This is a genomic window from Pseudomonas iridis, from assembly GCF_017980685.1.
GTDB classification, from domain to species: domain Bacteria; phylum Pseudomonadota; class Gammaproteobacteria; order Pseudomonadales; family Pseudomonadaceae; genus Aquipseudomonas; species Aquipseudomonas iridis.
Genome location: NZ_JACXXO010000004.1, coordinates 239,406 through 264,023, shown reverse-complemented (window position 1 = coordinate 264,023; position 24,618 = coordinate 239,406). Strand labels below are relative to the sequence as shown.

Sequence of the window (24,618 nt, the reverse complement as noted above, 5' to 3'; positions counted from 1 at the left end):
CCTTTCAGGAAGCGACTGATGCACATGAAAAATCAATCGAGCAGAGTGATGGGCGGGCTCTTTTCAGCCGCCGTATCGCTATGGCTTGTCGCACTACCCGCTGCTGCGGCTACGCAGGAAATAACGGCCGTGTTCAAGCCTGATCCGAATAATCCGCTGGTGAACAAATTTGTTAATACCACCCCGCAAAGCGGCGTCTGTCCGGGGCATATGCCGGCGCGCTGCGAAGCGCTGGGCATTTTCAGCATTCGAACGTGGGATATCAACTTTCGCTCAAATGGCCCGATGCCGGTGCTGCCGGTCCCAGATATACGCAAAGGCGCGATGTTCAAAGTGCCTTCGCAGTGGCGAAGCTTTGAGGTGATTTCAGACAAGGGCGAGCCCGCAACCGTCGAAATGCGCATTTCAGGGATCGGTAACCGCTTTGATATTCCCGATCCCCCAAGTGTTAATGCGTGGGGCCCCAGTGCGCCTAACTGGACGTTTCCACCTGAGCCTTGCGGGCACACCGGAATGTATGCGGCGGGTTCAACGCTTCGCCTGTGGTTCTGGATCGTGCCTGAAGGGGCGGGGGTCTGCGCCTTGACCGCACCGGTTGAGATTCCCAGCCTTAACTATGCGAACTTCGAGTACGCCTATGAACTGAGAACCCCCAATCCCTTGCGCATGGCTACAGGGCAGTACACCGGATCGCTCAGCTACACGTTGGGGCCGGGTCAGGACTTCGACTTTGGCGACATCATGATTCCCAACGATAACCTGTTGACCTTTAACTTCAATCTGGATGTGCAACACGCCCTTAAAGTCGAAGTTCCGCCAGGCGGCAATCGTGTGGAACTGTTGCCGCAGGGCGGCTGGCAGGCCTGGCTGCAGCGCAATCGCCGCCCTGAACGTCTGTTCCGCGACCAGACATTCAGTATCTCGAATTCCAGCCGTTTCAAGATGCAACTCGAATGCCAGTACAGCGACGGGAGCAATACGTGCCTGATCCGCGATCCGGTTTCCGGAGATGCCGTGCCGCTGAACATTGCCGTCACCCTGCCGGCCGGAATGATCGATGCCGGCGGGCAGCCAGTCAATCGACGTCCATTATTGCGCGACGGTACAGGCACCGAGCTTTTTGAGCCGGCCTATTACGTTGATCGCAAACCGGCAACGCTGCATTTCGAAGTCGGCCGTGAAGCGGTCGAGCAAATGCTTACCGGTGAGGGGAAAACCTACACCGGCGATGTCACCGTGATCTGGGATTCGCAAGTCTGAGCACCCTGTGTGCGTGTTTCGTTCATCGTTCTACATCCAGAGGCTGAAACCATGAATTATCGACTGGCATTGCTCCTCGCAGGCTGGCTACCGCTTATCTCTCACGCTGGACCCGCGATCAACGTCGGCGTGGTCTACGACTACCTCGACGGTGACAAGAGCACCTACCTGAAGCGGGTTTTCAACAGCGGCGACGCCACGGCGTTCGTCAAGATCAACATCCTCGAAATTGTTTACGACGCCGACGGCACCGCGCGGGAAATTGCGCTGGTGAATCAGACCGAAGCCAATGCCCGTGATGGCTTGATGGCCAGCCCCGCGCGACTGATCGTCCCCGCCAACGGCATGCAGGGCAGTCGTCTGGTGTTCATGGGCGAACGGGAACAGGAACGTTATTTCCGCGTGCGATTCGTTCCGGTGGTGCCGGAAAAAGAAGATGAATTTGCGGTGGCCGAAGAGGAGCGCGATGAATACAAAAAAGGCCTGTCGGCAGGCGTCAACGTGTTGGCCGGCTACGGCACGGTGTTCTTTGTGCGCCCCAGGGAGACTCGGTTCAACAGCGTGATCAGCAACGAAGCGACCCGTTATGAAGTGCACAACAGTGGCAACAGTACGGTGGTGGTCGACGAGTTCAGAAACTGTTCGGCCAAAAATGAACGCGACTGCCAACCGACCACGAAACATCACGTATTGCCAGGCCGGTCCTTCAAGTTCGATAAACAAAGCGGCCGTGAATACAACTTCATGTTGATCGAGGGCAAGTCGAGCAAACCGATCGAGGTCAAGGGTTGATGCCCGGACGTAAAAGGTGATGAAGATGTCAAACACCACACGCGCCGCCATGTCACTGGCGCTGCTGTTACCCATGAGCGGCATTGTGAATGCGATCACCGAACGTGAAACGTTCGAAGTCTCGGTGAGTATCCCCAGCGCGGAGTTTTATGTAATCCCCTCCGAGCCCGACTGGATTCATCAAGAGCAGGCGCTGCCGTTCAATCCGGTATCGGGGAAGTTCACCCCGCTGCGCAAGAACTTCGATGTGAAAAACGTCAATGGCGGCATTACGGCGCGCATGAGTACCGAGCCCTATCTGAGTAATGGCAGGGACACGGACAACATCCCGTTGATCGTAACGTTCAACCGCAAACGCCTGAGCCTCGTTGCCGAGCCCGTAATCACTGAACTCGATGGCCAGGCAGGCCAGCGAGTGGGTCTGGAAATAGCCGCGGCTTTACCGGTGGACGCTTATCAGCCAGGCAGTTACTACGGCAGTGTGCACATGATTTTTGAAGCGCTGGCGCCTTGATCATTCATGCGCGAGGACATCGCTGCGCTTACCGGCTTTGCGGCCGCTGGTTGAGTAATTTTCAGCGGTGCGGGTGTCGCTCGGCGCTGATCTCGCCACAAGGATCTTTCAGAATGAACAGCAGTCGATTCAACAATGTTTTAAAGCGTCTGGTTGCGGGCATTGTGCTGTCTGCGTCTCTGAGCCTGACGGCGCAAGCGCTGATGAAAAATATTGACGCGTCGTTTCGACCCGATGCGGCAAACCCGCAAATGAACAAGTTTCGTAACGACACACCGGTAACAGGAGTGTGTGCGGGGCACATGCCGGCTCGATGTGAGGCGATGAATATTTTCTCGATCAGGGACGATATGTTCAAAGCGAATTCCAATGGTCCGTTATTGGCCGACGTCGCTGATCCCAGGCAGGGCGCGATGTTCAAGATGCCGTCCGACTGGCGTCGTTTTCAAGTGACCCACACAGAGACGGGGGAAGTCGAAACCGTTGAAATGCGAATTGCCGGGGTGGGTGTCAGGTCTGATCTGCCTACTGATATGTCGCATCACAAGGTGTGGGTCGGTGGGCAAGGGTCCTGGTCACACCCCAAACCACCCAATCCTTGCCAGAGTACGGGTTACGTGATCGGTACACCTTGGTACATTCTTTGGCACTGGATCGTTCCGGAACGGGCAGGAGTCTGTGCCGTAGCTGCACAGGTAGAAATTCCTGAATTGACGTATCAACTACTCGAATACTCCTATGAGCTCAGGACCCCCAATCCTCTAACCATGTCCACCGGCAACTACACAGGTTCCGTAACCTACACCATGGGGCCGGGGCAAGATTTCGACTTCGGCGACATCATGATCCCCAATGACACCCTGTACACCTTCAACTTCAATTTGGCGGTGCAACACACCCTTAAAGTTGAAGTCCCGCCAGGCGGGCACCGGGTCGAGTTGCTGCCTCAGGGCGGCTGGCAAGCCTGGCTGAATCAGGGGCGCAAACCCACGCGATTATTCCGCGACCAGACCTTTAACCTGTCGGCTTCTTCGCGCTTCAAGATGAACCTGGAATGCCAGTACGCCAGCGGTAACAACTGCGCACTCTGGGAGCCAAATGCCGGCCATGCTGTGCCGCTCGAAGTCAGCGTCACGTTGCCCAGCGGATTGACCGACGCGTCGAACCAGCCGGTAAATCGTCGTCCATTGCGTCGCGATGGTGTCGGTACGCAGCTGTTTCAGCCTGGTATTTACGTCGACCGCAAACCGGGCACGTTGCATTTCGAAGTGCCGCGTGACGACGTTGAAGAGATGATCAAGCAGGGGACCGCCCGCCAATACTCAGGCAACGTCACCGTCATTTGGGATTCACAGGTCTGAGCCTTGTCCCGACATCGCAGGTTGCAGTCGGGCGAGACGCGGGTATGACGACAATCGTCGCCATACCCGAAGGGCTGCTGCGGATGCTGTTTCAGATCCCGGCGTTGGCCATCGCTGTACAGGTCAATCGTCTGCCCAGCGCCTGTTCTTCATTGCCGATGTCGGAGTACAGCCGTTCGTACACCGCGTCGGTCATGGCTTTACCGGTGAACACCGTAGAGTCGGGCACCGATAGCTGTCGGGCCAGATTTCGCAATGCTTGCTTCAGCGCTGCTTGTTGCGCTTCGGGCAAATCTTTGCCATCGGCCCAGGCTTGTTGCGCTGAACGCAATGCGTCCAGTTGCTCGGCTTTGCTTTCGTAGATCCGTGCATTGTTTGCGAATTGGCCCGGGTAAGTGTCGCGCAAGTATTCCATCCAGAAAATCTGCTCGAGCATGTTGTTGACCAGACCGTCGCCCTCTTCCAGCGCAATAACCGTGTCATACGCTTGATCAATGGCCTTCTGATCGACGCCGGCGACCTGTGACCAGCGCCTGCCTTGAGACTGCCAAGGCAGCTCCAGGCGCTCGGCCAGTCCGGTTTCATAGGCTAAATGCACTTCCACTTCATCCGGTCGGCCTGCGCGGCTGGCCATATCGGCACGGGCGACTTCGTTGACTTGCTCAAGGCGCGCCGCGCCTCTTGCCAGTGTCACCAGCTTGCCTTCCAGTTCTGCCTGAGATGTCGAATACGAATACGCCTCTGAGGCCAGTACCTTGATCCCCATGTTGTTGAACATCTGCGCGCCGGCATTGGCGCAGGTCGTCGGCGCCGTAGATTCGGTGAACAGTTCATTGCGTGTTTTGGGATCCAGATAAGCGGCGTCGATCATGCGCCAGACGCGATCGGTGAGTTGCGTGCGAGCGTCACCACTGCTTCGGTAGTCGGCAGAATCCAGCTGTTTTTCGATGACCTGAAAGAACCCCAGGGAATCGGGTTCTGTTGCCAGGTCGTGCCAGGCTTCGAGCCTGAAGGTCCCGCGCCCGGACTCGCTCGTGCCCCAGAATGTCATGCCAGACAGACGCCAGAGCGCCAGATCCTGCTCGGCCAGATTGCTGTAGTAGTGCTGGGGGTCGATGCCGACCGATTTTCGATACTCGTAATAAGCCAGGCGATTGGCTTCAGACAGATCCTCGCCATCAAGGCGTGTACGGGCAATGAGCAGCGCGTGATCGGAACCTGCGGTCACCTCCGGGATTCGCCTGATGGGGTTTCCCTGCATGTCCAGAAAGAAACCTCTGGGCCGGCGTTTTTTGAAAATCCCCTCCGGCCAGCCATCGATGCCGGTGTTGTTCAGGCTCAATACTTTCAAGCGTGGCATGCGCTCGACATTTACCGCGCGACCCAACGGATTACCGTCGAGCCGCAAGCTTTCCAGGCGCGTCAGGTTGCGCAGGCGCTCGACGTCGGCGGCGGTCAGTTCAATCAGGTTGTCACTCAGGCGCAGCGTCTCGAGCATATGCATATCGCCAATCCCTTCGGGCAATCGAGTCAACTGACAGTGTCTGGCACTCAGATGGCGCAACTGTCGAAAGTCTTTGAGCAGGCCTTTGGTGTCGACGTTGAAGCGGCAGTTATCAATATTCAGCGCGGTGATCTGTTCAAGGTACTTGCCCAGATCCGGCAGTTTTTTCCACCACCGTACAAGATCGCTCGGTAACAGGTCGGTCGACAGGTCCAGCGTATATCCCTCGTCCAGGTGGGCGCTGCGTTTGTCGAGGAACTTTGCTTTGCGTTTGAAACATTCGATCAGTTGGTCAGCGATGTGTTGCCCGCCACCGCCGACGAAATTGCGTGGGTCTGATATCGGGTAATCCGGTTGGTCCCATTGCCACCTGCGAAGGCGTACACGCAGGTCGTCGAGCTCTGTTTCCAAGTGCATGAGTGTGGCAATCGGATCGTCCCGGGTACTCAGCGACTGGACAAACTGCCTGACTTCTCGCTGATTGAAATGGGGATACAGATCCTCTACTCGCGAGGTGAGGTTCGCGCCATGTCTGGACTGCTTGGGCCCTCGGAGCAACAGTAAATCCTCTCGTGGGCATTCAGGCACACGTCCTCGATCATCAAGGATGACCCGCCGTTCGGCCGGTGTTGCGGTCCGCGCGATGACCCACTGTTTGAACCGGTTCCCTTCGCTGCGGCGCACCCCCAGCGTTTTCAATTGCTCGTCAGGCAGCGCCTGCAAAACGCTTTGATACAGATCAGTCGGCCCATACAACGGCGTGCCTTGGGCGTCGTGAACTTCATAAAGGCCGTTGCTGCCCTTGACCAGAATCCGCACGGTGGCGGCATCCTCCGGGCCCACCTGGCAAGTCAGCTCGCCATCGAAACGGGCGTTACGCAGCTCGATGCGTACGCTTTCCAGTGTATTGCTGTAAAGGCGCAACGCATTAAGCGTCAAGCGTTCGGTATCGACGCTGGTCAGCGATTTTCTGTAAAAACCTTCATGCGCCCGTGCGGTTCGCGTTTCCAGTTGCAGCTCGCGGGCGATGCGTTTGAGGCGCAAGGGGAGGCGACTTTCGGCGAGCATGATCGCCCGTTCGGCGCGGCTGGCGGTGGCCAGGAGATTGTCGATGCCTTGGGCCGGAATGTCGGGAAATGCAGCGCGGATCAGTGGCGCCAGTTCTTTATTCTCGAATACTTCACGGCTGGCGTAATCTTCGTTGAACAATTTGCCGCGGCCGTTCTCAGTCACGGCGACGATGCGTTTGCGCAAAGCGCGAACGCGCGCGTCCAGCGATGCCGGAAGGACATCTGCCGGGACATCGAGAATGATCGCCGTACCGTTTTCATCGAGTGTCTGCATCACGATCTTCAACAGTTCGCCATTGAACAATTGCCGGTCCTGGAGTTGAACAATCAGCTTTTGACCTGCCGAAGCCTCTTTGCCTGTGTGCTCCCAGATCGTTTCGTGGGTAACGTCAATAATCCGCATCGAGGCTTTTTCGGGCCACATGCCATGAGCTGTGAGTATCTGAAGTTGCGTCACAGGGTCGGCTTTTGCATAGACCAGCGGGTCATCGCTGCTCAGGTAGTCGATGAACGACCGGATGTCCGAGTCAATATCAAGGCGCTTTATCGTATCGGTCAGCAGCGTGGGAGGGCGCAGGTTCTCGACATACATGCCGCGCAATTCAGCGGGGTCGGTGCCGCTGATCCTGCGCGCGGTCTCGAGCTGGACATCGCTCAGATCCGCCACGGCAGGGCCAATGCGACGCAATAAAGTGGCGTCGTCCCAGGTTCGCGGTTGCTCGCCTTCGAGCACGTAGGCACCGGCGCCATTGAGCGTGACTTGCGGTTGATAGGCTTCAGTGCGATCAGGGTGTTTCAAGCGAATCGTGCCGCTTTGTGCGTCGCGCGCGAGTTCGTAGTGTTTGTCCTGAGTGCGCAGAATCTCCTTGCCTTCGTACGCGTGCACGCCTGTTGCGTCGGGCTTGGCGTCCTTCGGCAGATCGATTGTTCGCTGTTCATAGGGGGCGTGGTCCGGGTGCCAGAGGGTGTCACGACCATCGGGCAGCTGCACGGGCTTCATGCCCTCGATCAGTGGCGATAGCTTGAACTTGAACGCGCCCGCAATCTCGGCCCCGGCTGCAAATGCTGCCAGTTGAATGACATCCGTCACCACGCTGACGACGTGCTCGGCCGCCTTAAGGCCCAGGCCTTCAGCAAGATCGACAATGCCTTCGATCACGTCATAGGTCAGTTGATAAACCGTGTAAGCCATCATCAATTCGCCCAGGCCCGGTACGAAGGGTGTCGCTATCAGCAAGGCTACGTTGAAAATGTCCGAGACGATTTTCTTGAAATTGTCCCACCAGGCCCAGCGTGCCCTGGTGTCCGTGTCGGCGGTGGACACGGCGATTTCCTTGGCGTCGTTGAGAATCTTGTTGAGTTTTTGCTGATAGGCATGTGTCCAGTAATCGTGGGGCAGTGGCAGGTGCTCGAACTTCAGGTGCGCATTGGGCGCGTCTTCTGTACGCCATACCGGGCGCGAGTCCGTCGGATCAACCTTTTCGTGCCAGACCACGTGGCTGAGGCGTTGTTCGAGGTCGGCGAAGAAGTGCCCGCGCTGTTGATGGTCTACAAACTGGCTGAAGAACTGGCGATAACTGAGCTGCGAGGCAGCGCCGGTTTTGTTTTCGCGCAGTTGCCGCGTCAGCTCAGTCATGAAGGCATCGGGTGATGTGTACTCCTTCAGCGGATGCTCCGGATCATGGGGGACATAGGCAATAAGCTGGCGGATGCCTCGGCTGTCTCTCACGGCAGGAATCAGCAGCAGAACACCGGTCAGGCGTGTCTCCATTATGGAAAGATCACGGCACTGCATGCGCTGGCCATTGAGCAGCGGCAGAGGGGTACCTTTTGCCAGCGCGTTGATCAGCCTGTAGGCATCGAGCTGGATATCACCGGTGGTCAATGCCAATTCGGCGGCGGCGCTTAATGCATCCTTCAGACTTTGCGTCACCTTGTACTTCATGGCGGCGACGGCCACCGGTTCGCTGGGCAGCAGGTAGCTTTGCAGGTGTTGGTTGTAGAGTTTGCCGATGTCCAGTTCCCTGCACAGGGTCTGGAACTGGCTGATGGTCATCTTTGCCTTGATCGGCAATATATCGAAGTGCCCGCGCTCGTCGGGCTGGCTGATGTATTGCGAATCGGCAAGCACCGTTTCGTTGGCGGCGAAGTTGTGCAACGCGGCGTCCAGCAGGGATACGGTTCGAGTCGTGACACCACCCAGGGTATCGATCGTGTACCAAGGTCCTTCCTTGGGGATGTACAGGTGCAGGAAGGTTGTCTTTACGTCATGGGTGACGGCGTATTGTTCCTTGAGCTTCGCCTGGAGCAGAGGCGCGGCGAATGTGCGCACGTCCTGAAGTTTTTCGAACAGCCTGTCGACCTTGTTCTGAGAGCCCCAGGCCTTGAGGTTGGCGGTTTTCAATTGAGCGTGTCGGGCGGCGGGCGCGGTGTTGTACCAGGGCTCGATTTTCAGTGCAGTGCTCGCCAGTGCCTTGCCCCGGCCGAGGCTCGCGGTTTTGATATTTTCGTGCAGGGTGGAGCGTATGAAATCGTAGTGCCGACCTTTGTCTGGGTCAGGCCTGGAAGTATCAGACATGGCAATCATCCTTGATTGTTTGAGGATGACCAGCCTATCCGTTGGAGGGCAAAACAATAGTCTAAAAGTTGCCGCACCAGCGGCTGTTTTACCCGTTTATCCGCGGAGTATTTGAATCTGAAAAATAACTGGCTACCACCTGCCGGCGCGCCAATCAGTGTTGCTACAGGCGTGCAACGCTTGAACCTTCAACCGGGCGGCACTGCGAGTCGCTACCCGGTTGCAGATACGCCGTGAGAATCGGCGCCATGCCCTTGAGCACTTGCGTCGGCAAGGCCGAGGTGAATTTGAAGTTCTCCGCCGAACGCCCCGGAACGTATGCGGTGAGGGTGCCGAAATGGTGATCGCCGATGTAGAACACGAAGGTCGCGGTGCGGTTGATCGACTTCGAACTGAGGATGCGTCCACCCGAGCCGATGGCTTCGATACGGTTGTCACCGGTACCGGTCTTGCCACCCATGGCCAGTGGGGTGCCATCCGCGAGTTTGAAACTGCCGGAAACACGTTTGGCTGTACCGGCGTCTACCACTTGCGAAAGCGCTTCGCGCATGGCGTTGGCGACTTCGGACGGCATGACTCGTTTGCCGACGTGCGGGTCGTTGACCAGTCGGGTTTCGTAAGGGGTGTCGGCGGCAAAATGCAGGCTGTCGATACGCAGGGTCGGCATGCGCACGCCGTCATTGAGGATGGTGCCGATCAGTTCGGCCAGCGCTGCCGGTCGATCGCCGGAGCTGCCGATGGCGGTGGCCAGCGACGGCACCAGGTGATCGAACGGGTAGCCGACTTGCTTCCAGCGTTGATGAATCTCAAGAAACGCCTCGATCTCGAGCATGGTGCGGATGCGAGTGTCGCGCGCGCCCTTGTGTTTGCTCTTGAACAGCCAGCTGTAGACTTCCTGGCGTTCGAATTGACTGGCCTTGACGATCTGGGTGAAGGTCGCGTCCGGGTGATTCAGCAGATAGCCGATCAGCCACAGATCGAGCGGGTGAACCTTGGCGATGAAGCCTTGATCGGGCAAATCGAAGCTGCCCGGGCCGTAGGCGTCGTAAAGGCGGATAAGGCGGTCGTCGGTCAGTTTCTTGTCGAGCTTGGCGCCTTTGAGGTGTGAACGCACGAACGTGTTGAAGTCTTCCTGACTGGCGTTCGGCAACAGATAACGGTGCACGGCGGCCATGCGGATCGGGGTCGGGCGCATGCTGTCGAGGAAGGTTTCGAGCCGCGCCTGGGTGTCTTTGTTGCGGTATTTCTTCCAGAACTTGAGAAGGAACGAAGTGCCTTCGCGATCGGCGAAACTCGCCAGGTATTCCTGGCGCCGTGGGTCACGATCATCCTTGAGCAACTCCGCGCTGCTATTGGGGCCGGAGTAAGTGGTGTAGCGCACGATATCGCGCATCAGCCGAATGAACGGCAGGTTGATCGACTCGCGCAGGGAATCGCGCAGGGTCGGCAGGCGACCGTTGTCCTCTTTGCGAAAGTTGTTGAACCTGTGCAGGCCGCCACCGGTGAAAAACGCTTCACCGGGGCTGGCCGAGTATTTGCGATCCAGCGCTGCACTGAGCAGCGTCGACAGATCGTGATCCTTGTTCTGGATCAGGTAATCGACAACCCAGCGGCTGAGGCGATCCTGCTCCGGCACCTCGACCTTTTTCAGTTCCGGCACGCCCATGGCGCCGTACTTGTCGTGCAACTCGGCGATGATTTGCAGGTAGGTAGTGAGCACGCGCATCTTCGCCGTCGAGCCCAGTTCGAGCTTGCTGCCTTCGTTGATGTCGAACGGCTGGTCGGTGCTGTCGGTCTGCACCCGCACACGTGATCCGTCCGGGGTCAGCTCGAACAGGGTGAAGCTGTAGCGCACCTGAGTGGTGCTGGTCGGCGTCAGCAAACGCTCTCCCAGCAAACCGATTTCTGCGGCGTAGGCCGGGTCGGCGAGCTTCTTCAGGTAGGCGGTGGCCTGGGATTGCAGCTCGCCTTGCAAGGTGCTGGTGGCCGACAGATCGAGCCGGTCGAGGTCATACAGGGGCCGGTTGAGCATGCTCGCTAGACGACTGCGGGCAGCGCTGATGCCTTTGTTGGTTTCGATTGGCTGAATCGTCGGTTGGGTCTGCCAGTCGCGATAGCTGACGGTGCTGGCCAGTGCAGCATCGGCCAGCGCGCTGTCGATCACGCCGCTCTGCTTGAGCAGGCGCAAATGGCTGTCGGTGAGGTTGGCGAGTTCTTCACGGCCCCTGGTCAGGTAATACGATGGGCGGCGCTGGGCGATCATCAGCGAGAGCATTTCGCGCAGGGCCAGGCCTTTGTCGGCCATGGTTTTCGGGTCGGTCTGCGGGCTGTTGAGCTGCTCGTTGGCCCTGACGAAATCAGTGCCGTACCAGACCCGCAAACCTTCAGCCATGCCGTGGACTTCACCGTGGCCCGGTACGGCGGACAACGGCACGCTATTCAGATAATCGCGAATGATGTTTTGCCGTGCACCCAGGGTTTGCGGGCCGTCCTGATACGCACGCACGCTGGCGGAAATCATCTGACGGATCTTCTCGGCGCCGGACGCCGTCAGGCCTTCAGGAGAGTGCCGATATTTTTCCAGTTGCGTCGCCAGCGTACTGCCACCCGCCGATTGCCCGGGCAGGTGAAGCACCTTCGCCACTTGTGACCAGGCGGCCATGCCGAACCGTGGCCAATCCACTGCCGGGTTGGCCAGCGGTTGTTTGGGGTCGAGCAGAAAGCGGTTTTCGATAAACAGCAGGCTGCTGACCACCACCGGCGGAATCGCTGCAAAGTTCGAATACAGTTGTTGCGGATAGTTGTACTTGTACAGCGGCGCGGCGCGGCAATCGGTGATCGACAACCCGGCCTGGATCTTCTCGGAAAAAGGCACAAACAGGCCTTTGTCGGTGTAGCTGAGCAGGGCGGGTGAAAAACGTGCCTGCTCGGTGATCACGTAATTGCGCTTGATCAGGCGCGGCAGGAATTCATCCAGTGAGCTGTAACCCAGGCGCAAATCGAACGGGCCATTGCCCGGATAGCGAATCGCTTCACTGGGGCCGGGTTCCAGCTTGTAGGTCAGCGAGGCGGCATATTGGCTCAGTTCACGGGATTGAAAGCGCGAGGTGCGCATCTCTTTGGACGCACCCAGCCCTACCACCACCGCAATAATCAGCAGCAACAACCAGAAAGCCTTCCACCCGTGCCGGCTGCGGCGGGGTTTTTCAGGGACAGGCGCTTGATCATCCACACGTTCAGTCGGAACCACGGCTTTACTCGAATCGGTTTGCCACAAAGCGCCCATAGTCGATTGATCCATTCACGCAGATTGATCGGACTTGTCTGAAGCTTAGACGGTGGTTGGCGCTGGTGAAAAAATTGTGAGGTTCACAACAGTCGCGAACGAGGCTCAGTCTCATCGCCGACAGCGGTGAGCCTGTAACGATCTGATACGGGGGATGGAAAGTTATGGCAAGTGTAACTTGTTAAGTTGTTTCTTGTCGTTTGGTTAGCTCTGGTTACATGCGCGTGCTATGTGCTTGGAAAGTTTCGTTGTTCACTCGCTACTCAATTCGATGAACAAGGAATGTTGTATGTTTGTAACTCGCTATTCTCCGGTGGCAGGTGTTGGTGTTGCCAAAGGTGATCACGTATCTGCGCTCGCTGAAAACTATGAAGTTGTGAGGTCGGTCACGCCTTTATCGATAAAACAAATGTCGAAAGATAATCGGCGCATGTTGAAAAAGGTCCCGGTCGAACAACCTGACTGGTTAGCCAGCCTGCCGGCCAGACAACGCACTGATGCGCAACACCTCATCGAAAATGCTGTTATCGCGCACACCGCATTCAACGAGCGCATGGACGCCGTCAATGCGGCGCATGAATTTGCAGCGCCTCTGCTGAGAAAGGCTATCAAAGACAAAGTGGGGCTGGACGTCGATGTAAATAAAGTTCGAGTAAATCTGTCTGTCAGCCAGTTGGGGGATAACAGGAACTTGTCGAGTGTCACACTTCTGGAAGCGGCGTTACATAATTTTCCGGAAACAGATATGCGGGTGTACTTTCTATTTCCCAACTGTTTTACCGTCAATTCGGACGGCAAGATAATGGATATTAAACTGGATGTTAATGTATTCGTCGGTCTATGCCGGCAGCTCGATTTGGGTAAAAAGTACCAGGCACATATAAGGGGGGCATTGAATTGGGATGAGCCCCGTGCGCGAGAAAACCTGAATGATCTGTTCGTGGTTTATCAGAAATCGGCTTTGAAGGCCGCGAGTTACGTTGCTCTGTGCAAAAAGGATATCGAACAAAAGCACTATGACGCGCTGGTGGCGATCGTCGAAGGTGATAAAAACGTCAGGATCGATGGAAAACCTGTCTGGTATCGCAGCCTGAGTTTCACGGGCATGCCTGTACACAGTTGCATCATGTTCGAAATCGCCGACCCTGATGACGAAGGGGTCTGGGACGCTTTGTTACCAACGGTCGACGGCTACGCCAAAAACGATTTCATTGCCTACATCCCTGATGATCCCGATCATCCGGTCAAGCATTACAAAACGCTAACGGAACTCAAGACCCGGTTGATCGAGCAGTTTTTACGACGCGCTGAAAGTGATCCCGCCAAGGCGCCGTCGGCTTACCAGCAATTCTTCAGTCGGTTCATGCGCCATAAGGATCGAGCGAAGTTTTACTACAGTTTTACCGAAGATGTTCCAACTCCGAGTGGCGCCGTGCCGCTTTACGGTCACCGTATTCGCCAGCAAAAAAAGGAGGTCGACTTCCTGTTGCAGTTCAGGGTACTGGACCCTTCCGGAGATGAATGGGCGCAACACTACGACCTGTGGACAACGCTGCGCAGGGAGTTCGACGAACGGATTTTTCAGGATGCTGCCGACGCGATCGTGTCCACTGAAGATGCCGATGGGCGTGATGCTCACTCGCTGCTCGAAACACTTCTGGACGTTGGCCTGGTCGCACTGAATTTGTTGTCCTTCGCCGTCCCGCCGCTGGGTGTGGTGATGCTGAGTATCTCGGCCGTGCAGTTGATGTACGAATTGCTCGAGGGTTTCGAGGAGTTGAGCAAGGGCGATAAGGAGGCAGGGTGGGAGCACATCACCGACCTGCTGGAAAACATCGGCGTCAGCGTGGCAACGCTGCCTTTGTTTGTCGGCCTGCATACGGAGTTCACGGCCATTGAAGCCGCCGCCGGGCGAAAGCGCTTGTGGAAGCCAGACCTTGCGCCTTACCGCAGCCATGTGTCGCTGGAGGGTTTGCAGCCTGATGCGCAGGGGCAATATCGGGTTGATGGCAAGCATTACATTCGGCTGGATGATGCTGTTTTCGAGAAAGTCGTCGATCCGCTCAGCGGGCAGTCGCGGATCGCTCATCCGAGCAATCCAGAGGCCTACCAGCCATTCCTTGAGCAGGATGAGGCGGGTCAATGGCACCATTCGCTGACCCGCTCGCCGGCACCGGATGCATTGAAGCCCGTGGGCTTTGGCAATGACGAGTTTCGTCGGTATGCCATCAAACCGTCCGACATTGGCGATCTGACCCCGAGCGGCAAAGGCATCAGTAGAAGTCCCGACGGGCGCTTTTTCATTCGCAATGTCGATGCCAGAGGCAAGGTGGCCGTGTACTGGGTCAGGTCCGACTTCCTGATAAACAGCGACATTGTCGACGTGGTGATCGTCGATCCCGATACCAACCGGGCTCAAGGATCACGGCTCATACAAGTCGCTGCGGACCAATGGCAGCCACTGTCTCTGGGCGGCGGCAGCCGCCCAGAGGCTGACGTTGAGGGCGAGGTAATCGGCGACACCGTGAGAGAGGATTTTGTCGATGAGATCACTGACGAAGTACTGGCGACGGCCAGCCCGTCATTGACCCGTGAACGACTGCCGAACGGTCTTTGGGAGCCGGTTATCGCGACCGGGGTACAGCGTGGCGCGGAAGGTATCCCGCTTGATTGGGGGCCCCGCCATGACGTGCGATTCATTGCCGAACGTACTCAGATCAACAGTGCGTTGTCGGTCTCGGAGTTTTCACGATTACCGATCAATACGGATTTGTTTTCTCCTGTGAGAATTCCCTACTCGAAGGCCATCGGCACTCGGTTGGCAAATCGTCAGGGAGGCGCAAACTTTGTTTTCGAGATGCAGCGTGTCAAATACTCCGCAGCGGTGAAAGGCGAGTTCAACGCGATCAAAATTGTCGACATTGATGCCGGTGAAATACCTGAACAATCCAATGCGGTGTCAGGTTTCTGGGCTCCTCAGGGAGGGTATGTCGACATACCGGCCAATCCAGGGTGGGGTGAACCCGATCACGTATTCACCCCAGGCTTCGGGGGTTGCTCACTGGTGGTTGATCAACTTGAGGAAAATCTGCTGCGCGTCAGGCATGTTGAAGGCGGCAAAGAAGATGCGCAGTACAACAAGCTGGCGATCCATGAGCATGGCTGGGGTCAAAGTGCAGCCATGGAGTATCGGGATTACGGGATCGTTGCGGATCAAAACAGTAACTTCGACACCCTGTTGGGTGGTTTTGCCTTTATGAAATATGACCGCGAGAGCGGCGTATGGAATATCCACTATCAGGCCATTTTGGGCACGCCAACTATCTCCCGCTACTCCACTACCAGGCCGGGCCTGTTCGGGCAGTCGGCATCCCGCGCCACGGTATTTGAGCGAGTAATGGTCCGAAAATCCATGAGCAAACCAGTGGTCACGGCGCGCTCTTCTGAACGCCTCACTTCCACAAAAGCGTAACCGTTTCGCCGTTGTTCCATGACGTGTGTGGCAATGACGCTGCACCATTGTTGTGCAATACTCGCCGCCGTTTTGGCGGCGAGCTTTCCCACAGGTCTCAGGTGATGTTTGTCATCATCTGCTGTTAACGCGAGACCTTGCGCTGAATCTTGTGATTTATAGAGTGAAAAGCCCTGCCATAAGCTTTTTATACTGCACGCCCCGCTGATCTCGCAGGTTGTCCTGCGAGACGCGTCCGCCCACGAAGCAGGCGCGGTTTCATTCAAGCCAAGGCCTATCGACCGACGCTTCGACTCTCGGTGGTCATATCCAATAACAAGACGAGGTTGTATCCCTATGCCAGTTGGCAATCACCTGCCTCACGGCGAAACCGCTAATGGCGGTCCGCTCAAACGCGAACTCGGCGAACGGCATATTCGCCTGATGGCGCTCGGTGCCTGTATCGGCGTCGGTCTGTTTCTCGGTTCGGCCAAAGCCATCGAAATGGCCGGCCCTGCGATCATGATTTCCTACATTCTTGGCGGTCTGGCGATCCTGGTCATCATGCGCGCCCTCGGCGAGATGGCCGTGCACAACCCGGTGGCCGGGTCGTTCAGTCGCTATGCGCAAGATTATCTCGGCCCGTTGGCGGGTTTTCTCACTGGCTGGAACTACTGGTTCCTGTGGCTGGTGACCTGCGTCGCGGAAATCACCGCCGTCGCGGTGTACATGGGCATCTGGTTTCCCGATGTGCCGCGCTGGATCTGGGCCCTCGCGGCGCTGGTCAGCATGGGCTCGATCAACCTGATCGCGGTGAAGGCTTTCGGTGAATTCGAATTCTGGTTCGCCCTGATCAAAATCGTCACGATCATTGCCATGGTGATCGGCGGCATCGGCATCATCGCTTTCGGTTTCGGCAATGACGGCGTGGCACTGGGGATTTCCAACCTGTGGGCCCACGGCGGCTTCATGCCCAACGGCGTGACCGGTGTGTTGATGTCCCTGCAAATGGTGATGTTCGCCTACCTCGGCGTCGAAATGATCGGCCTGACCGCCGGTGAAGCGAAGAACCCACAGAAGACCATCCCCAGCGCCATCGGCTCGGTGTTCTGGCGGATTCTGTTGTTCTACGTAGGCGCACTGTTCGTGATTCTGTCGATCTACCCGTGGAACGAGATCGGCACACAGGGCAGCCCGTTCGTGATGACTTTCGAGCGTCTCGGCATCAAGACTGCCGCCGGCATCATCAACTTCGTGGTGATTACCGCTGCGCTGTCGTCGTGCAACGGCGGCATCTTCAGCACCGGGCGCATGCTCTACAGCCTGGCGCAGAATGGCCAGGCGCCGGCCGGTTTCGCCAAGACCGCAAGCAATGGCGTGCCGCGTCGTGCACTGTTGCTGTCGATCGGTGCATTGCTGCTGGGCGTGCTGCTCAACTATCTGGTGCCGGAAAAAGTCTTCGTCTGGGTAACCTCGATCGCGACATTCGGCGCGATCTGGACCTGGGTGATGATCCTGCTGGCGCAGCTGAAATTCCGCAAAGGCCTGAGCGCCAGCGAACGCGCCGCACTTAAATACAAAATGTGGCTGTACCCGATCAGTTCGTACTTTGCGCTGGCCTTCCTGGTGCTGGTAGTCGGCCTGATGGCGTACTTCCCGGACACTCGTGTGGCGCTTTATGTGGGCCCGGCGTTTTTGCTGCTACTGACCGTATTGTTCTACGTGTTCAAGCTACAACCGACCAATGTGTCGCAAGGTGCGGTGCGTTCGGCTTCGTAAGTTGTAAGAGCTGAAACACAAAAGCCCCGGTCGAGAGATCGGGGCTTTTTTTGTGGATCAAACAATTGGGAAAAATGCGCCGGCCGGTGCGTCAGGCTGGCGCTTTCTGTACTCAGGCCGCCGCCACTTCCTGCGGCTCAAAACTGTCCGCCCGCGCCATCTGCCACATCCGCGAATAGAACTCGCCATTCACTTCTCCGGTCAGCAACTCCCCCGGTTTCAGGAATACATGCAACTGCGAGAACAGCTTGATCTCGGTCGCCGACATGCGTCGTACCAGGTGCTTGGCCGACAGTTGCGAGGGGTGATCGAGGCCGGCGGCGGCGAGCATTTCTGCCAGCGCCTTGAGCGTGTTGCGATGGAAGTTGTAGACCCGCTGCGCCTTGTCCGGCACGACCAGCGCGCGTTGGCGCAGAGCGTCCTGGGTGGCGACGCCGGTCGGGCATTTGTTGGTGTGGCAGCTCTGCGACTGGATGCAGCCGATGGCGAACATGAAGCCGCGTGACGAGTTGGCCCAATCGGCGCCGATGGCCAGCACGCTGGCGATGTCGAAGGCGCTGACGATTTTGCCGCTGGCGCCAAGTTTGATCTTGTCGCGCAGATTCAAACCGACCAGCGTGTTGTGCACGAACAGCAGCCCTTCGCGCATCGGCACGCCAATGTGGTCGGTGAATTCCACCGGTGCGGCACCGGTGCCGCCTTCCTTGCCGTCGACGACGATGAAGTCAGGAAGGATGCCGGTTTCCAGCATGGCTTTGGCGATGCCCATGAACTCCCATGGATGGCCGAGGCAGAACTTGAAACCCACCGGTTTGCCGCCGGACAGTTCACGCAGTTGCTGGATGAAATGCATCAGTTCAATCGGCGTGGAAAACGCGCTGTGACGTGACGGCGACACACAGTCTTCGCCCATCATGATGCCGCGGGTTTCAGCGATTTCCTTGGTGACTTTGTGCTTGGGCAGGATCCCGCCGTGGCCCGGTTTGGCGCCCTGGCTCATCTTGATTTCGATCATGCGTACTTGTGGGTTCTGCGCCTGGGTGGCGAAGCGCTCCGGGTCGAATCGACCGTCGCTGGTGCGGCACCCGAAATAGCCGCTGCCCAGCTCCCAGGTCAGGTCGCCGCCGTGTTCACGATGATACGGGCTGATGCTGCCTTCGCCGGTGTCGTGGGCAAAGTTGCCAAGCTTCGCTCCCTGGTTCAGTGCGCGGATGGCGTTGGCGCTGAGTGAACCGAAGCTCATCGCCGAGATGTTGAACACCGACGCCGAATAAGGCTGCGTGCACTGCGGACCACCGACGGTGACGCGAAAACTGCTCGGGTCGCTCAGCGGCGCCGGACGCATCGAATGGCCGATGAATTCGAAACCGGATTGGTACACATCGATCAGCGTGCCGAACGGTTTGTCGGCGCTTTCATTTTTTGCCCGCGAGTAGACCAGCGAACGCTGGGCGCGCGAGAAGGGCAGGGCGTCGCTGTCGGACTCCAGCAAATACTGGCGAATCTCCGGGCGAATGCCTTCGACCAGATAACGGATGTTGCCCAAAATCGGGTAGTTGCGGCGTACCGCGTGTGGGCTTTGCAGCAGGTCGAACAGACCGAGCAGGCTTAGCACGCCAGTGACGGCAGTGATCGGCCACAGCCAGTCATGTTCGAGAAAAGGCAGGCTGGCGAGGGTGAAAATCACGCAGACGGCAAAGAAGGCGTAGCGGCTCAGGAGGGACAGGCTCATACGGTTTCCTTGGTTCGGACCTTGAGGGCAGCTGGGATTCTGCGCCAACGAAGAAACCGTGAACAGGGAGACTTTCTGACTATTTCGGCGTCAGGCAGCAGACTGACGCAGCGGCAACAGCACGCGGAACGTGGTGCCAGCCCCGAGTTCGCTGCGCACTGAAATATCCCCGTGGAGGAAGTAGAAGGGGCGCTACAGAAACAAGGGTGATGGCGTGTGAGGTGACGTTGGCGGGGCAGGCATGGGATCCTTGCGGTTTTTCCGAGCCCGTGGCTGCCTCATGACGTGTCCATCCGCCGTTTCACCTCGCATCATCCACATTGCCGCCGCGCTGTTGCTCAACGCCGACGGCCAGACCTTGCTGGTACGCAAACGCGCCACCACGGCGTTCATGCAACCGGGCGGCAAGATCGAAGCCGATGAATTGCCGGTGCAGGCACTGGCCCGTGAGCTGGAAGAAGAGTTGGGATTGGTCATCGACCCCACACAGGCAACGTTCCTTGGCCAGTTTTCAGCTCCCGCCGCCAATGAACCGGGATTTGTCGTACAGGCAGAAATTTTTCAACTGACCATCGATGCCGAAGTCTCCCCGGCGGCTGAAATCGAAGAGGTCATCTGGGTCGATCCGGCCACTGATCCGGCGCTCGAACTGGCGCCATTGACACGCGACCTGATCCTGCCGTTTTATCGAGCCTCGCTGTCCAGAATCGCCTGATCATTAACGCAAGGGACGCCCGCCATGATCCCGCTTCAAGACCTGCTGATTTTCGCTGCTGCCGCGTTGCTGATGGTCCTCACGCCGGGGCCGAACATGATCTATCTGATCTCGCGTTCGATCTGTCAGGGGCGCAAGGCGGGCGTCACGTCGTTGCTGGGTGTGGTCGCGGGTTTCTTTGTGCATATGTTTGCCGCTGCTGCCGGTCTTAGCGCTGTGTTTCTCGCGGTGCCGATGGCTTATGAAGTATTGAAGTGGGCCGGTGCGCTGTACCTGCTGTGGCTGGCCTGGCAGGCGCTGAAACCCGGCGCGCGTTCGCCGTTCGAAGCGCAGCAGTTGCCGCCGGATTCGTCGCGCAAACTGATCACCATGGGTTTTCTCACCAGTGCCCTGAACCCGAAAATTGCGGTGTTCTATCTCTCGGTGTTTCCGCAATTCATCAGCCCTGAACACGGCTCGGTGTTCGTCCAAAGCCTCATCCTCGGCCTGACCCAGATCAGCGTCAGTTTCACCGTCAATCTGCTGATTGCGCTGTTTGCGGCGGGCATTGCTTCGTGGTTCGTGCGCAACCCGACGTGGCTTGCGGTGCAGCGTTATTTCATGGGCCTGGTGCTGGGCGGTCTGGCCATTCGCTTGATGCTTGAACAACGGCGAGCCGCCTGAGATGTGGATCGAAAAGCTGGACGCCAGCCATGCCCTGGCCTATCGGGAACTGATGCTCGAAGCCTACGACCGGCATCCGCAGGCATTCACCTCCAGCGTGCGTGAACGCGCAGTGATGCCGCTGAGCTGGTGGGAAGCGCGCCTGACCAGCAAGCTCGATGTAGTGCTCGGCGCATTCGAGGGTGGCACGCTGGCTGGTATTGTCGGTTTGGCATTCGAGCCACGCGAGAAGGCCCGACACAAGGCCACGCTGTTCGGCATGTATGTGTCGGCAGATTTTCGTCAGCACGGTGTGGGGTTTGAGCTGGTGCAAGCGGCACTGACCGAGGCGCACAATCATCCTGAGTTGAAGCTTGTCCAGCTCACGGTGACTGCTGGCAACGACGCAGCGTTCACGTTGTATCAGCGCTGCGGCTTTATCCAGTTTGGACTTGAGCCGCTGGCGGTGCGGGTAGGCGAAGACTACTTCGACAAGATCCACATGTGGTGTGAACTCTCCAGAAAATAAGATCTTTTGATTCAGCGTTTCAGCGCACGGCGCTCACCCCATCCAGTGTCGAGAACGACGTGTCCTTGGCCGTCAGCAAAAAGTCGCGCATGTACGGCGCATCGAGCATGTCGGCGCGTATCCCTGCGTACAGCGTGGCAAACAAGCCTTTCTCGCCCAGCCGCTTGCCTTTCACGTATCCGCGCGAGCTGTACTCATGCAGCGCCCAGTGCGGCATGCCGCAGACGCCACGGCCGCTGGCGACCAGTTGCATCATCATCACCGTCAGTTCCGAGGTGCGCACTTGCGCCGGTTCGATGTCGGCCGGTTCGAGGAAGCGCGTGAAGATATCCAGTCGGTCGCGTTCTACCGGGTAGGTGATCAGCGTTTCAGTCAGCAAGTCTTCGGGCACGATGTACGGTTTGCTCGCCAGCGCATGCTGATTGGCCACCGCGAGCATGGCTTCGTAGGTGAACAGCGGCACGTAGGTGATGCCGGCGATTTCCTGCGGATCGGAGGTCACCACCAGATCCAGATCACCACGCGCCAAGGCCGGCAGCGGCGCGAAGGAGAAGCCTGAAGCGAGGTCGAGTTCTACTTCCGGCCACGCATCGCGGAACTGGTCGATGGTCGGCATCAGCCACTGGAAGCAACTGTGGCATTCGATCGCCATGTGCAAACGCCCGGCCGTGCCGCCGGCCAAGCGGCTGATGTCGCGCTCGGCGGCGCGCAGCAGTGGCAGGGTCGCGTCGGCCAGTTGCAGCAGGCGCAGGCCGGCGCTGGTGAAGCGCACCGGTTTGGTCTTGCGTACGAACAACTGCATGCCCAGGCGTTCTTCAAGCTCCTTGAACTGGTGCGAGAGTGCCGATTGGGTCAGGTGCAGACGGTCGGCGGCATCGACCAGGCTGTCGGCTTCGCGCAGGGCGTGCAGGGTTTTCAGGTGACGGATTTCAAGCACCGGCTGGCTCCATGAGAAAAACTTGTGATCAACACGAAAAGGTTGAGTTTGTCTCATGTTGGTTTGGCTGTCGACAATGGCGCCATCTTTTATGCAATGGAGCACACTCGACATGGCCGTGGCCCACACCCTTGGTTTCCCGCGCATCGGCGCCGACCGCGAACTGAAAAAAGCCCTCGAAGCCTATTGGCAGGGAGATCTCGATCAGACCGCCCTGAATCAGGTCGGTCGTGAACTGCGCGCCCGCCACTGGCAATTGCAGAAAGATGCCGGCATCGATCTGCTGCCGGTCGGCGACTTCGCCTGGTACGACCAGGTGCTGACTCACTCGCTGATGTTTGGCGTGATCCCCGAGCGTTTCGACAACGCGCGCGACGAGCGCGGCCTGCCAACCCTCGACACCCTGTTCGCCATGGCCCGTGGTGCGACCAGCCATTGCTGCGGCGGTGAGCACAGCAAGACTCAATACGCGCAAGAACTGACCAAGTGGTTCGACACCAACTACCACTACCTCGTCCCGGAATTCAGCGCTGATCAAGCATTCAAACTGAGCTGGAACCAGTTGTTCGATGAAGTCGAAGAAGCGAAAGCGTTGGGCCACAACGTCAAACCGGTGATCATCGGCCCGCTGACCTACCTGTGGCTGGGCAAGGCGAAAGGTGACGAGTTCGACAAACTCGAGCTGCTCGAGCGCCTGCTGCCGGTGTACAACCAAATCCTCGTGCGCCTCGCCGAGCAAGGCGTGGAATGGGTGCAGATCGACGAACCGATCCTCACCCTCGACCTGCCGCAAGCCTGGAAAAGCGCCTTCGAACGCGCTTATCACATCCTCCAGTATTCACCGCTGAAGAAACTGGTGGCGACGTATTTCAGTGGCCTGGAAGACAACCTGGGTCTGGCCGTGGGTCTGCCGGTGCAGGGGCTGCACATCGACGCGGTGCGCGCGCCGGAGCAACTTGGCCAGGTGCTCGATCGCCTGCCGACCTACAAGATTCTCTCGGTGGGGCTGGTCAACGGTCGCAACGTCTGGCGCTGCGAACTGGAGCAGGCGCTGGCGCAATTGCAACCGGCGCAGGAGCGTTTCGGTGACAACCTGTGGGTCAGCAGTTCCTGTTCGTTGCTGCACAGTCCGGTGGATGTCGAGCGTGAAGACAAACTCGATCCGGAACTCAAAAGCTGGCTGGCGTTTGCCGTGCAGAAGTGCAGCGAAATCTCCGTGTTGCGTGATGCGCTGAACGATCCGCAGGCGCCCAAGGTGCAAACTGCGCTGGCCGAGAGCCGGGCTGTTCACGCCAGCCGTGCGCAGTCGCCACGCATTCACAAGGCTGACGTGCAGGCGCGGATCAAGGCGATCAATGCCAGCGACAGTCAGCGTCATTCGCCGTTTGCCAAACGCATCGCCAGGCAACAGGCGCGTCTGCAGCTGCCGACGTTCCCGACGACCACCATCGGCTCGTTCCCGCAGACCGCTGCGATCCGTCTGGCGCGTCAGGCGTTCAAGCAGGGCAAGCTGTCGCCCAACGATTACCACGATGCCATGCGCAGTGAAATCCGCCACGCTGTGTTGATTCAGGAGCGCCTCGGGCTGGACGTGCTGGTACACGGTGAAGCCGAGCGCAACGACATGGTCGAGTACTTCGCCGAGCAACTCGACGGTTACCTGTTCACGCGGTTCGGCTGGGTCCAGAGCTACGGTTCGCGCTGTGTGAAACCGGCAGTGATTTACGGTGACCTGAGCCGGCCGCACGCCATGACGGTCGACTGGATTACTTACGCTCAAGGCCTGACCGACAAGGTCATGAAAGGCATGTTGACCGGCCCCGTGACGATGCTGATGTGGTCGTTCCCGCGTGAGGACGTGTCGCGCAAAATTCAGGCGCAGCAACTGGCGCTGGCCCTGCGCGATGAAGTGGTCGATCTGGAAAACGCCGGCATCAAGATCGTGCAGATCGACGAAGCGGCGTTTCGCGAAGGCCTGCCCTTGCGGCGTGCGCAATGGCAGGAATATCTGGAATGGGCGGTCGAGGCGTTCCGTCTGACGGCGTCCGGAGTTAAGGATGAAACGCAGATTCACACGCACATGTGCTACAGCGAATTCAACGACGTGATCAAGGCCATCGCCGACATGGACGCCGACGTCATCACCCTCGAAACCTCGCGTTCGGACATGGAGTTGCTCGAGGCCTTTGAAGCGTTCGACTACCCGAACGACATCGGCCCCGGCGTCTATGACATCCACTCGCCACGGGTGCCGGACACCGCCGAGATGGTCAAGTTGATGAGTAAAGCGGTGCAGCGTATTCCCGCCGAACGTCTGTGGGTCAACCCTGATTGCGGTCTGAAAACCCGCGCCTGGCCGGAGACGGAAGCGGCACTGGTGAACATGGTGGCGGCGGCGCGGCAGTTGCGCGGTCAACTGGCCTGACACCTGCAACGCAGAGGCTGCACCCGACCCGCATTTTTGCGGG

14 protein-coding genes are annotated in these 24,618 nt (G+C 58.2%); 10 read left to right on the top strand and 4 right to left on the bottom strand.

Features of this window, described 5'->3' with window-relative positions; genetic code table 11:
* Positions 1 to 18 precede the first annotated feature (18 nt).
* The 4 genes from IEQ42_RS10355 to IEQ42_RS10340 all read left to right on the top strand — a co-directional run bounded on the left by IEQ42_RS10355 (position 19) and on the right by IEQ42_RS10340 (position 3,927).
* On the top strand, positions 19 to 1,260 hold the full coding sequence (locus IEQ42_RS10355; RefSeq protein ID WP_228731970.1) for a hypothetical protein: 1,242 nt from the start codon (positions 19 to 21) through the stop codon (positions 1,258 to 1,260).
* 51 nt (positions 1,261 to 1,311) lie between these two features.
* Positions 1,312 to 2,052: a molecular chaperone gene (locus tag IEQ42_RS10350; protein WP_210703445.1), complete on the top strand. Its 741-nt coding sequence runs from the start codon at positions 1,312 to 1,314 to the stop codon at positions 2,050 to 2,052.
* Between the two features lie 25 nt (positions 2,053 to 2,077).
* The gene (locus tag IEQ42_RS10345) at positions 2,078 to 2,566 is read left to right on the top strand and encodes a CS1 type fimbrial major subunit (protein ID WP_210703444.1); all 489 of its coding nucleotides are present in this window, start codon (positions 2,078 to 2,080) and stop codon (positions 2,564 to 2,566) included.
* Between the two features lie 113 nt (positions 2,567 to 2,679).
* Positions 2,680 to 3,927, top strand: a complete 1,248-nt coding sequence (locus IEQ42_RS10340) for a hypothetical protein (RefSeq protein WP_210703443.1) — start codon at positions 2,680 to 2,682, stop codon at positions 3,925 to 3,927.
* 91 nt (positions 3,928 to 4,018) lie between these two features.
* Here the strand turns inward: IEQ42_RS10340 and IEQ42_RS10335 are convergent, their stop codons facing one another.
* On the bottom strand, positions 4,019 to 9,079 hold the full coding sequence (locus IEQ42_RS10335) for an NEL-type E3 ubiquitin ligase domain-containing protein (protein ID WP_210703442.1): 5,061 nt from the start codon (positions 9,077 to 9,079) through the stop codon (positions 4,019 to 4,021).
* 163 nt (positions 9,080 to 9,242) lie between these two features.
* A complete protein-coding gene (locus IEQ42_RS10330; protein WP_210703441.1) occupies positions 9,243 to 12,365 on the bottom strand; it encodes a transglycosylase domain-containing protein in 3,123 nt (1,040 codons plus the stop codon).
* A gap of 289 nt (positions 12,366 to 12,654) precedes the next feature.
* Between IEQ42_RS10330 and IEQ42_RS10325 the strand changes: the two genes are divergently transcribed.
* Both IEQ42_RS10325 and IEQ42_RS10320 read left to right on the top strand, forming a co-directional pair.
* A complete protein-coding gene (locus tag IEQ42_RS10325) occupies positions 12,655 to 15,837 on the top strand; it encodes a dermonecrotic toxin domain-containing protein (RefSeq protein WP_210703440.1) in 3,183 nt (1,060 codons plus the stop codon).
* 336 nt (positions 15,838 to 16,173) lie between these two features.
* Positions 16,174 to 17,595, top strand: a complete 1,422-nt coding sequence (locus IEQ42_RS10320; RefSeq protein WP_047302939.1) for an amino acid permease — start codon at positions 16,174 to 16,176, stop codon at positions 17,593 to 17,595.
* Positions 17,596 to 17,707: 112 nt separating this feature from the next.
* Here the strand turns inward: IEQ42_RS10320 and IEQ42_RS10315 are convergent, their stop codons facing one another.
* Positions 17,708 to 19,327, bottom strand: a complete 1,620-nt coding sequence (locus IEQ42_RS10315) for an FMN-binding glutamate synthase family protein (protein WP_210703439.1) — start codon at positions 19,325 to 19,327, stop codon at positions 17,708 to 17,710.
* Positions 19,328 to 19,607: 280 nt separating this feature from the next.
* Here IEQ42_RS10315 and IEQ42_RS10310 point away from each other — a divergent pair, with 280 nt between their 5' ends.
* The 3 genes from IEQ42_RS10310 to IEQ42_RS10300 are packed head-to-tail and all read left to right on the top strand — an operon-like array spanning position 19,608 to position 21,213.
* A complete protein-coding gene (locus tag IEQ42_RS10310) occupies positions 19,608 to 20,042 on the top strand; it encodes an NUDIX hydrolase (RefSeq protein ID WP_210703438.1) in 435 nt (144 codons plus the stop codon).
* A 24-nt stretch (positions 20,043 to 20,066) separates the two neighbouring features.
* Positions 20,067 to 20,705, top strand: coding sequence for a LysE family translocator (locus tag IEQ42_RS10305; protein WP_210703437.1), 639 nt, complete (start codon positions 20,067 to 20,069; stop codon positions 20,703 to 20,705).
* Position 20,706: 1 nt separating this feature from the next.
* Entirely contained in the window at positions 20,707 to 21,213 is a 507-nt protein-coding gene (locus IEQ42_RS10300) for a GNAT family N-acetyltransferase (protein ID WP_210703436.1), read from the top strand.
* Positions 21,214 to 21,232: 19 nt separating this feature from the next.
* Here IEQ42_RS10300 and metR read toward each other — a convergent pair whose 3' ends face one another.
* On the bottom strand, positions 21,233 to 22,150 hold the full coding sequence (gene metR, locus IEQ42_RS10295; RefSeq protein WP_042560760.1) for a transcriptional regulator MetR: 918 nt from the start codon (positions 22,148 to 22,150) through the stop codon (positions 21,233 to 21,235).
* Between the two features lie 112 nt (positions 22,151 to 22,262).
* On the opposite strand from metR, the gene metE reads away from it, so the two are divergent.
* Entirely contained in the window at positions 22,263 to 24,575 is a 2,313-nt protein-coding gene (gene metE, locus IEQ42_RS10290; protein ID WP_210703481.1) for a 5-methyltetrahydropteroyltriglutamate--homocysteine S-methyltransferase, read from the top strand.
* Positions 24,576 to 24,618: the final 43 nt, after the last annotated feature.